At 64.7% G+C, this 10,713-nt stretch carries 9 protein-coding genes; 3 read left to right on the plus strand and 6 right to left on the minus strand.

The features are described from left to right. Positions 1-204 precede the first annotated feature (204 nt). Positions 205-753, minus strand: a complete 549-nt coding sequence (locus ASE28_RS23630) for a dihydrofolate reductase family protein (RefSeq protein WP_057268702.1) — start codon at positions 751-753, stop codon at positions 205-207. 228 nt (positions 754-981) lie between these two features. Between ASE28_RS23630 and ASE28_RS23635 the strand changes: the two genes are divergently transcribed. Further along, positions 982-5,190: an S-layer family protein gene (locus tag ASE28_RS23635; RefSeq protein ID WP_057268703.1), complete on the plus strand. Its 4,209-nt coding sequence runs from the start codon at positions 982-984 to the stop codon at positions 5,188-5,190. Between the two features lie 277 nt (positions 5,191-5,467). Here ASE28_RS23635 and ASE28_RS23640 read toward each other — a convergent pair whose 3' ends face one another. Beyond that, positions 5,468-5,905, minus strand: a complete 438-nt coding sequence (locus tag ASE28_RS23640; RefSeq protein WP_057268704.1) for a universal stress protein — start codon at positions 5,903-5,905, stop codon at positions 5,468-5,470. A gap of 307 nt (positions 5,906-6,212) precedes the next feature. Between ASE28_RS23640 and ASE28_RS23645 the strand changes: the two genes are divergently transcribed. Then, the gene (locus ASE28_RS23645; protein ID WP_369818270.1) at positions 6,213-7,451 is read left to right on the plus strand and encodes an MgtC/SapB family protein; all 1,239 of its coding nucleotides are present in this window, start codon (positions 6,213-6,215) and stop codon (positions 7,449-7,451) included. Position 7,452: 1 nt separating this feature from the next. Here the strand turns inward: ASE28_RS23645 and ASE28_RS32295 are convergent, their stop codons facing one another. Both ASE28_RS32295 and ASE28_RS23650 read right to left on the minus strand, forming a co-directional pair. Beyond that, the gene (locus tag ASE28_RS32295; protein ID WP_157422096.1) at positions 7,453-7,599 is read right to left on the minus strand and encodes a hypothetical protein; all 147 of its coding nucleotides are present in this window, start codon (positions 7,597-7,599) and stop codon (positions 7,453-7,455) included. Between the two features lie 245 nt (positions 7,600-7,844). Beyond that, the gene (locus ASE28_RS23650) at positions 7,845-8,168 is read right to left on the minus strand and encodes an antibiotic biosynthesis monooxygenase (RefSeq protein WP_057268706.1); all 324 of its coding nucleotides are present in this window, start codon (positions 8,166-8,168) and stop codon (positions 7,845-7,847) included. A gap of 115 nt (positions 8,169-8,283) precedes the next feature. On the opposite strand from ASE28_RS23650, the gene ASE28_RS23655 reads away from it, so the two are divergent. Further along, positions 8,284-9,171, plus strand: a complete 888-nt coding sequence (locus tag ASE28_RS23655; RefSeq protein ID WP_057268707.1) for a LysR substrate-binding domain-containing protein — start codon at positions 8,284-8,286, stop codon at positions 9,169-9,171. A 311-nt stretch (positions 9,172-9,482) separates the two neighbouring features. Here ASE28_RS23655 and ASE28_RS23660 read toward each other — a convergent pair whose 3' ends face one another. Then, complete coding sequence (locus ASE28_RS23660; protein ID WP_057268708.1) at positions 9,483-10,088, minus strand: hypothetical protein; 606 nt, start codon at positions 10,086-10,088, stop codon at positions 9,483-9,485. 243 nt (positions 10,089-10,331) lie between these two features. Next, the gene (locus ASE28_RS23665) at positions 10,332-10,535 is read right to left on the minus strand and encodes a DUF2892 domain-containing protein (protein ID WP_057203336.1); all 204 of its coding nucleotides are present in this window, start codon (positions 10,533-10,535) and stop codon (positions 10,332-10,334) included. Between the last annotated feature and the right edge of the window lie 178 nt (positions 10,536-10,713).

Raw genomic sequence — 10,713 nt, forward strand, 5'->3', positions numbered from 1 at the left:
ACCAAATGAGGCACTGACAGTATTGACAATGGCGACCATATGAGGAGCGTGCGCGGCAAAAGGAGCATCGGCTGCAACGCCCGATAAACCGGTCTCGCCGGGGTTTACCTCTGGCGCCCAGGGGCCCACCTGGGTTTGTCGGTCATACCCAGCGATCCCCGGTTTTCGGACGTTTCGCTTCGATGTCTTCCGCCGCGCACGCTCCTACCTGCGCGGCACATACCGCATCGCCACGGCCCCCGAGCCAAACTCCACCCGGCTCACCAGCTCCAGGTCCACGTACTTCGCCAGCCCCGCGAACAGGGTCGGCCCATGGCCCACCAGCCGGGGGTGCACCACGAACTCGTACTCGTCGATCAACCCCAGCTGCGCCAGCGCCATCGGCAGCTGCACGCCCCCGGTGAACAGCCCCTTGCCCGGCTGCTGCTTGAGCTGTTGAACGGCGGCGCCCAGGTCCCCGTGCAGCAACTGTGCATTCCAGTCGGCCTGCGCCAGGGTGCTCGACACGACGTACTTCTTGGCCGCGTCGATGGTTCGGGCAAACGGGTCCGTCCAGCCGGGCCGTGGTTCGGTCGATGCGGAGGGTCGGAACGCGGCCTCCATCATTTGGTAGATCACCCGCCCGAAGAGGAGGGCATCGGCCCGTTCGAGGTTTTCGACCGCGTGGCGGTGCAGCTCTTCGTCTGCGGGCATGGCGCGGTGGTCGCAGCACCCGTCCAGGGTGACGTTGATGGAGTACCGGAGAGGGCGCATCGCAGGAGAAAGGGTGATGAATGGGATCCATTCGTAGTGTATGGCGCCATTCCAGAAGTGGGCTTGCCATTTTTGCAGCCAGTGCAGGGCCGAGCGGTGATGATCGGGTGTAAAGCCTGCCACTGTTACCTCTTCTGGGGGCATCCGGGGGGCATGGCGCCCCTATGATCAGGGCACTATTCCGCATCTCCGCGGCCCATACAACAACAAGCCTGCAGGAGAAGCCCCATGGCGGTCAGTACGCAAGAGCAGAAGCTGCTCATCAAACTCGTCGTCAGCATGCTGGGCATTTCCCCCGGCAGTGCCTTCATGCCGCTGTTGGTAAAAACCTACGAAGACGTGGGCCACAGCCTGCCCGATCTGGCCTTGGCGCTGGCGGGGCTGCCGCAGTTCCAGGCGCGCTACCCGGCCGGCATGGCGGGCGACGCCTTCGCCACCCAGTTCCTGGCCGGCATGGGCCTGGCGGCCGATGCAGGGCTGCACCGCCTGGCGGCGGACCTCTTCAACACGGGTACACCGCCGCAGCAGATCATGCTGGCCGCCGTGCAGGCCCTTGCATCGCCCACCGTGCCGGCGCAGTACGCCGCAGCACGCGCGCTGCTGGACAACAAGGCCGAGGTGGCCTACTACCACACCCAGATCGCGGGCCGCACGGAAACCGACTTCGCGGCCCTGGCCAAGGTGCTGGAGAACGTGACACAGGACCCGGCCTCGGTGGCCGCAGCCAAGCTGGTGCTCGACCAGCCGTTGGTGCCGGATGCAGGCGGTGGCGGGCCAGCACCGGTGTTTGCGGTGACCAAGGGCGTGGGCGACATCGCCTCGTTCACCACTGCGGGCACGCAGATCGACGTGACCGAGGCGGGCGGCACCTTCACCTTCACCAGCAGTGGCGGCAGCGTGGGCACCGCCACGATCACGGGTCCACTGGCAGGCTTCACCGTGCCCGCAGGCTCTACGCTTGCCCTCAGCAGCGCGCTGGCCAATGGCAAGGCGTTCTCCGGCGCGGGCACCGCCCTGGTGGTGGCCAATGCGGGTGGCGAAGACCTTACCGCGTTCACCGGCACCGGCGTCGGCGGCTTTGCCCTCACCAGCGGGCAGAACTACACCCTCACGGCCGCCCAGGCGGCCATCGGCCGCATCGGCACCGGCGGGGTGGCGGGCACGCTGACCGACGCGGGCACCGCCACCGTGCGCGACACGCTGGCCGCCCTGGGCGGCGGCACCGCCGCCACGCTCAAGGCCCACGGCGCGGACAGCGTGATCGCCAGCGCCACCACGCCCGGCGACATCTCGGCCATCTCGGTATCCGGCATCGACAGCATCGTGCTGGCCGGCGGCAACTACACCATGACGGCGGCGCAGGCCGCGCTGGCCGATGGCACCACGGGCACCCAGGTGGTGACCCTGACCACCCAGGCCAGCGGCACGCTGGCCGCCAGCGTTGAATCCTTCGCGCTGGGCAACTTCGCCAACAGCGTGACTCTGGGCGCCGTGGGGCAGGATGTGAGCAGCCCTGCCGGCACCGGGACCACGCTGGACATTGCCGGCGCCACGCCCACCGGCACCTGGGCACTTGGCCACGCCAGCGACGACACGCTGGTCGCCACCGACGGCGCCAACATCCAATTCGTCAACGGCGGTGCCGCCACCACGGCGGACAAGCTTGCGCTGACTGGCAGCATCTTCATGTCGCAGGCGCAGCACGAGGCGTTGGCCAGCATCGCAGCGCCTGGTTCTTCGAACAGCGTGACCATCAGCGGCACCGGCACCGTCACCGCCCGCGCCGATGTGGAAACCTACAGGGTGGCAAACTCCAGCGCCCCGAACACCATCCTCATCACGCTTGGGACCACCAACGTGACTGGCGGTTCGGGTGATGCGACACTGGTCATTGCCCCCGGCCTGGCAGTCACTGGCAACTACGTCCTCAACGGCTTCTCCGGCGCGATCAGCGCGGGCAACGGCGTGAACCTTTCGGGCGTGAACAGCGGCGGCGCAACCACGGCCAAGGACCTCACCATCAACGGTGCGATCAGCATGTCGCAGGCACAGCACCAGGCGTTTACCACTGTCAGTGCCACCGGCGGTTCGGACGATGTGACCATCACCACGGGCGGGGCCGTCACCGCAAAGGCCGGCATTGAAACCTACAAGCTTTCCGGGGGCGGCTCCAACACGCTGACGGTGCTTGCGGGTGCGACACAGATCATCGGCGCAGCGGGCAACGCCACGACGGTGGATATCGGCAGCCACATCGTCAGCGGCACCTGGACGCTGGACAACGCCAACGACGTGATCGTCGCCTCGGGTGCAAACATCTCCGGCGTCAACGGCGGCGCTGCCACCACGGCGGAAAACCTCACGCTGACCGGCGGCATCATCATGACGCAGGCCCAGAGCTTGGGGCTGACCAACATTTCAGCGACTGGGGGCGCGGACTTCATCACCATCACCACGGGCGGCACCGTCACGGCGCGCGCAGGGGTGGAAACCTACACCGTGTCGGGGGGCGCCTCGAACAACGTCTTCGTACTGGCCTCCACCAGCGTCAACGGCGTGGCGGGCAACGCTACGACGGTGAGCGTGGGTGGCACCACGGTCACCGGCAACTACCAGTTGAGCCACGGTGCAGACGTGCTGGAGGCGACCAATGGCGCCAACATCGCGGGCGCCACGACGAGCTCGGTCGAGAACCTGACGGTTAGCGGCGACATCTCGATGCGTGCAAACCAGTACACTGGCTTCGGCACTATCACGGCCACGGGCAACAACGACAGGATCATCCTCACCTCGGCGCTCAACGGTGGCCAGGTTCTGAATGCAGCAGTGGAGAACTTCACCCTGGCCGCAGGGAACAATTCGGTCACACTGGGTGCCGCGCAGTCGATCAATGCACAGGCCCTCACCACCGGGCAGTCGCTGACGCTGGACAGCGGCTTCGCGGCAACCGTCACGCTGGCGGACGGCAATCTCTCGGCCAGCAGCGCCACGGGAAAACTTACGGTGACGGGCGGGACGGCGGCCAATACCATCACGCTGGGCAGCGGCGGCGACACCGTAAATGCCGGTGACGGTGCGGACATCATCACAGGTGGGGCCGGCGTTGATACCCTCAATGGCGAGGATGGCAATGACACATTCCTGTACGGTTCGATGGCGGAGTTTCTGTCGGCAAACGCGCTGCTCGACCTGGTCAATGGCGGCAACGGCATCGACACTGCAGAGATCGGCCCCGCCGCTATCGTCCTGACAACTTCGTCCGACCTGACGCACATGACCAGCGTGGAGCAGATCAAGGCACGAAGCCAGTCCGCGACAAACTTCGCGCACAGCATCGTTGTCAACAGCGACTTCAACCTGGGTGACGTGACCACCATTGATCTTTCGGGCGACACCAAGTTTGGCTCCTCGGCAAACTTCGACATGACCGGCGTCACCCGGGACCTCACGCTCAAGGGTGTGGGCGCGAGCGGGAACAACTTCGTCGGCGGTTCGGGCGTGGACACCATCGTCGGCGGCAGCGGCGCCGACTTCATCTTTTATGCCAACGCGGCCTCGTTTATCTCCGGCACTGCAGTGGTCGACAGCATCGATGGCGGTGGCAGCACCGATGCCATCACGGTCGGTGGCTCGTTCAGCGTCGGCAGCACGCAGTCGCTCGCGCGCATCACCAATGTCGAGGCCCTGCGCAGCGACGTGAATGCGGGCGCTGCCCGAAACTTTGCTTTGACCTTCCAGTCCGACGCCAACCTCGGCTCCATCAGCCAGATTGACCTGGTGTACGACCAGGCCACCGGCTCCACGGCGACGATCAACCTCTCGGGCGTTACGCGAGCTATGACGGTAAGCGGCGTGTTCCAGGGCACCAACGCCATCACCGGCGGCTCGGGCGGGGACACCCTGTCGGGCGGCCGGGTCAACGACACCTTCCGCGGCGGCGGCGGCAACGACACCATCACCACCTCCATCACTGGCACCGCCACCTATGTCTTCGAGGCAACGGGCTCTGCCAATGGCACGGACACCCTGACCGGCGTGCGCAGCGGCGGTGTCTTCGATTTTCGGGCGTTTCTAGGCGCAGCGGGCTCGATGAGCGGCTCCGTGGTGGACTCGACATCCAGCGCTGCGGGTCTGGACCTGTCTGCTGGCAACAATATCGGCGTGCGTTACGGGTCTTCGAGCCTGAGCAGCACCAACATCCTGCTGGCGACCGATGTCAATGTGGCCGGCGAGGTGGCTGTGGCCGACAACGGCAAGGTGGTGGTGTTCTCCTTCTCTGGGGCGAGCGCCAGCAATAACGCCATAGGAAACATCTACTACGTGGAAGACACCGACAGCACGGTTGGGGCGCAGAGCTTCTCGGTGACGCTGGTCGGCCAGATGAGCGGCAGCTTGGCCAACATTACGCAGATCGTGACTACCGGCGTGTACCTCTAGGAGCGAGCAGGCTGCAGGTCTGTGGGCTCTGCGAAACCCCAGTACCGACGTTTGCATGCCGAGCGCGCAAGCATTCCCATCTGCTGCCAGTACCGGACAGCACTGTCCACCCCGAAGTGAAGCCACTCGCTGTGCAGTGCCATGAGATCGCGCGGAGAGCATGGGCGCTCGGGCTTTTCGGTCATGGTGGCTCCTTGGTGGTGGCTCAGGGGATTGGCACCTGCATGCTTGGCCAGCATCCGTGTGCCAATGGATGCAAGCGTTCGACGCGAGCGCTCTATTCGTCGCCGCGCACCACCAGCACGGGAACCGGGGCAGTGCGCATCACCTGTTCAGCACCGCTCCCCATCAATACCCTTCCCAGGCCTTTGCGTCCGTGGGTTCCGAGCACGATCAGGTCTGCCTTCCATTCGCGGGCCTGAATGGCCACCGTTTCACCGAGCCGCACGCCAGGAATCTCCGCCAGCACGGAGTCTGACTCCACCCCAGAAGAGCGGGCAATCGCCATCGCATCGGCCAACAGGCCGTGTGCCTGGTTGCGTGCAACCGAGAGGAGATCGACGCTGTAGTCGTAGCCGGAAATCAGTGCCAGGTCGTCGATGGCATGCACGAGGCGCACCACGGCACCACATTCCCGCGCCAGCCCGAGCGCGGTGGCGAGTGCCTTGTTGGAGGTCTGGCTTCCATCGACGGGAACGAGAATGCGCTTGAACATAGGGTTCTCCTTGGGGTGGGAGTTCCATCATGGATGGACCGGTGCGCGCATCCATTGACCTTGGTCATCCTTGGCGGATACAGCTGGATTTTTCCTGCCGCGCTGCTGTGAGTAACTGGGGCAGGGGAGCAGCGCAGCGGCGATGCGTTGTTTCTTGATCCGCATCAAGTCCCCCCGGTGCGTGGCTCGCGAAGATGATCGATGTCCTGCACGCGCGGCCTCTGGCCTTGAAGGATGTGTGCTGTTGCGCGTCGCAGGCCATCCAGAAAGGTGTCTGATGGATTCGACTGCCAGCAGCCAGGCAACCATGCTCCCGGCCCTCGGCCTGGCCGTGGCGCTGGGTGTCGGTCTTCTCATCGGCACCGAGCGCGAACGGCGCAAGGGGCAAGGCGACGACCGCGAAGTGGCCGGTGTGCGCAGCTTTGCCGTTGCCGCCGTCTGCGGGGCGTTGGCGCAAAGCCTGCCAGTGCCGGGCCTGGTGGCGGTGGGCGCGCTGCTGGTGACCCTGCTGGCGGTGATTGCCTATTTCAAAAGCCGCTCGAAAGACCCGGGGCTGACCACCGAGATGGCCCTGTTCGTCACCTACCTGATCGGGGTGCAGTCGGCCATTTCACCGCCGCTGGGTGCAGCCTGTGGTGCGGGCCTGGCTGTGCTCCTGGCGGCGCGCAGCCACCTCCACCGGTTCGCGACCGAACTGCTCAGCGAGCAGGAATTGCATGACGGCTTGCTGTTGATTGCGCTGGCACTGATCCTTTTGCCCCTGGTTCCATCGCGCCCGATGGACATTCTGGGCGGCATCAATCCGCGCCCGCTGGCGGCGATGGTGCTACTGATACTGGCGATGCAGGCGGGCGGCCAGGTCGCGCTGCGCAGGCTGGGCCCCCGCGGCGGGCCGCTGCTGGCAGGCCTCGTTTCGGGCTTTGTCTCCAGCACGGCGTGCATTGCATCGCTGGGCAGCCGGGCCCGTGCCCAGCCGCAGCAGCTGTCGGTCCTGGCGGGGAGCGGCGCTGTCTCGGCGTCTGCCACCTGGCTGCAGGCCTTGATGCTGTCGGCGGCGCTCTCACCAAGTGCCGCGTGGGCACTGCTGCCCAGTGCACTTGCTGGGGCGGTGGGGGCGGCTGCGTGCGGCGCAGTTCTTGCCCGCCATGCAGCCGCCCCACCCGAGGCGCTGCCGGACAGCAAGGGCTCCGCCCTGCGCCCCCGCGAGGCCATTCTGGTCGCGCTGGTACTTGCGGGTGTGACCTTGCTGGTGGGAAACGCCCAGCGCCATCTGGGCGACACGGCAGGCAGCATCGGCGTGGCGTTGGCAGCGCTGCTCGATCCCCACGCCTCCATCGCCGCGCTGGCCGCGCTGCATGCCGCCGGCCGTGTATCTGCCGATCACTGGATCGCAGGCGTGCTGGTGGCCATCGGTGCCAACACGTTGACCCGTTGCGTGGTGGCAGCCGTAGCGGGTGGCAAATGGTTCGCCGCACGCATCGCTGGGGCGCTGGCGTGCAGCCTGGCCCTCGCATCGTTGACGGCGTGGTGGACCCTGCTGGGGTGATTCACTGTTCAAACTGCCGATCCCTTGATGGGCACCAAGCCGCAAGCAGGTAGCGGCTGACATAGTCAGCCATGACCACTGCGTCCATGCCTTCGACCCGCGCTGCGAACAGCGGCGCGTGGCCAAGATCCGCATCCATCAGAGCCATGGGCAGATACAGACGGGTACAAGGACAAGGCCGCAGCAAAGGCGCCGTACCGAGTGGGCCTGCCAGACCTGCGCATTCAGTAGTACGGAACGGACCTCTCCCCGCGCTCAGCCCGTGTGCACTGGGCCTTCCACAAGTGCTCCATCAATCGTCAGACTGCGTTGCACCGCGAAACGCGATGCGGACTATCGCGGCGTTGCTCCGCCACACGAACCATCCCATCCGCACAGGTGCTTTGGCTACGCTCAAGCATCAGGGCTGACCGCTGCCGATTTGCGGTTGGCCGAATCCCGCACCACGTTGCAAACCTGCACGCGGTACTCAGAAAAGAACACCTGCCGCCCCATCTTCTTGGCCCCAACGTGCTCTGGGTGGGCCGCCCAGGCCTTTAGACCTTCTTCGGACTCAAACTCCACGATCGTCACCCGTTCGCCGTCGTCGGCCGTGAAGCCCTTGTGCGAAACGTAGCCGGCAATGCCTCGGACCAACTCGCTCATCCGCGCTGCGGATTTCTGGTATTCGCCCTGGAATTGGGCGTTCAATCTGGATCTGAAAACGGTGACGATCATGGATCCTCTTTCAACGCAAAGTGTGCACTTCAAAGACAAAGTGATTGCAGTCTAGAAAGCATCGTTCGTCTCGTAAAATGAATAATTAAAATCATTTCATTCTTGAATTGAGAATATGGACTTGCCCGATCTGCGCGTTTTCAAGGCTGTGGCCACGGCTGGTGGCATCACACGGGCGGCGGCTTTGCTGCATCGCGTCCCGTCCAATGTCACGACGCGCATCAAAAATCTCGAAAGCAATCTCGGCGTCACACTCTTTGACCGCGAAAATCGGCAGTTTCAGTTGTCGCCGCAAGGAAAGGTGTTGCTCGAATACGCCAATCGCTTGCTCTCCTTGGCCGAGGAGGCGCGCGGTGCAATGCACGAGCAGGTGCCGCGTGGCGTGCTTCATCTGGGTGCGATGGAGAGCACCGCCGCCATCCGCCTTCCGTCGCTGATCGGAAAGATTCACGATAGCTACCCGGATCTTTCCATCGAACTTCGCACGGGCGCGCCGCGCCCGCTGACGGCGCGCGTGCTGTCTGGCGAGCTGGACGCGGCGCTGGTGGCAGAACCTGTGTCTGACCCGCAGCTGGACAGCCTGGTGGCGTACACGGAGCAACTGGTCGTCATCGGACCGGCCGGGCATCCGCCGATCCGCTCTGCCCATGACATTCGAAAAGGCACGTTGCTGGTCTTTGAACCGGACTGTCCGCATCGCCAGCGACTGGAGGCATGGTGTGCACGAGACAACATGGCACCGAGTCGAATCATTGAGCTTGGGTCTTACCACGCCATCCTTGGATGTTGTGTGGCGGGCATGGGGGTCGCGCTCATTCCGACGGCAGTGCTGGACACTTACACCGAACGCGCCAGGCTTTCGGAGCACAAGCTCAAGGGCGACTTCCGAACAGTGAAGACCTTGCTCATCTGGCGCAGGGATTCGCCACAACCCAAGGTGAAGGTCCTTGCAGATTTGATCCGGCAGGGGCAACGGCTACCGCGGCAACGCCGCGTCGATTGACGCAGGCCGGTCAGTCCTGGTCCAGGCGTATCCTTGGCGTTGTCTGCAGATGGTAGAAAGCTGCCATCGGTTGTCTGCTTCGCGGCAAGGCTGAAATTCAGCTCGGGGCGAAGGATTCAACCGGTCGTGCACCTCCCTTGGTCCACCTCAGGGCAACTGAGCGAGGCAGATGCCGATTGGCGGCAGCTGGCGGGTGTGCAATTGAGCCGATCTGGGTGGCCAGCGCCCGCCGTTCCCACTGTCCCCTGTAAAAAGCCGGACTGGGTGCTCAGCAGCGGCAGAAATACGCAGCCTGGCGGCACAAGGCGCCATCACTCTTCCCCGCGCTTGCGGTGGACGCTCTGCCGCAAGGCCCTGGCGGCTTTCGATGAAGCTTCTGCCGCCGCTTTGGCCGCCTTCTGCATGGCAAGTTCGGCCTGTTCAAGCGCCTCTCGGGTGGCAAGGGCTGCCTGCTGCGTGTCTTGCCTACTCGCCTGCAAGGACCGCTTGGCCGCGTCGTCAGCCTTTTGCAGCGCCTCACTTGCCAGTTCAGATGCTTTGCGTGCCTCGGCGCGGGCGAGGATTGCAGCCTCTTTGCTCTGGTCGATGGCCTTGTCTGCCGACGCGGCGGCTTTTTCTTCGAACCGGACCGTTGCTTCGGCGGCCTTGCGCGCTGCCCGCTGTATGCCTTGCGCCAGCGCCCTGGAAACCTTGCCTGCGGCCATCCTGCTCTTGTCTGCGGCGGCTTTGGCTGCCGCTGTGGCCTGTCGGGCCGCGATCTCTGCGTCGTGGGCTGCGCTTGCGGCCACACTGTCTGCCGATGGGTTGGCCTGGGGTGCTGGTGGCCGGGCTGAGGGATCGCCTGCTTGCGCTGCGAAGGCGGTGAGGCTGGCCGTGACCAAGGTGAGCACAATGAATTTGGGCAGTGGGTGCGCCATCTGGAACTCCTGTCAACAAGAATGAAAGGGGCTGGGGCAGGTGGCCGCTGCCCCGTTTCGTCACGGCGACATCGGCCTGTGCGGTTGGGCGTGGCGCCTGGTCAATCGAAGGTGATCCACGCCACGAACATACGCACCGCCAACCATATTGCTGCCGCCGCGCACACCAGGCCCAGTGCGCCAATGATCCATAGACGGGGCATCATCGAGTGGCCCCTCCACAAAGATGGAGCAGTGTGCAGGTCAAGGCTTTTGGCGCTTGAAGGTGCTGAAGTCGATCAGGGAGTAGATCGGGCAGGTTCCCATGACACCTGTGAGAAGCAGCACGAAACCGATGTAGCCCCAGGGGCCAATGGTTCCCATGGCGGCCAGGCTGATCAGCAGCACCCCCGCAGCCAGCCTTACGGCCCGGTCCAATACCCCGACATTGCTTTGAAGAAATGACATGGCAGCTCCTTGATGGTCATGGCCCATGGTGCGCGTCCTGGCCCTGTCCCCATTGAGGCAGATCAATCAATAGTCCACTGAAACCGAGGAATCGGCTGTGCGCCGGGGAGGCAGGGGGATGCAGCGCAAGGCGCGGGCTGCGGCCAAGGCTGGCCGCCTTGGCAAAGCCCGCAACGCC

It is taken from the genome of Acidovorax sp. Root219 (assembly GCF_001428665.1).
GTDB lineage: Bacteria > Pseudomonadota > Gammaproteobacteria > Burkholderiales > Burkholderiaceae_C > Acidovorax.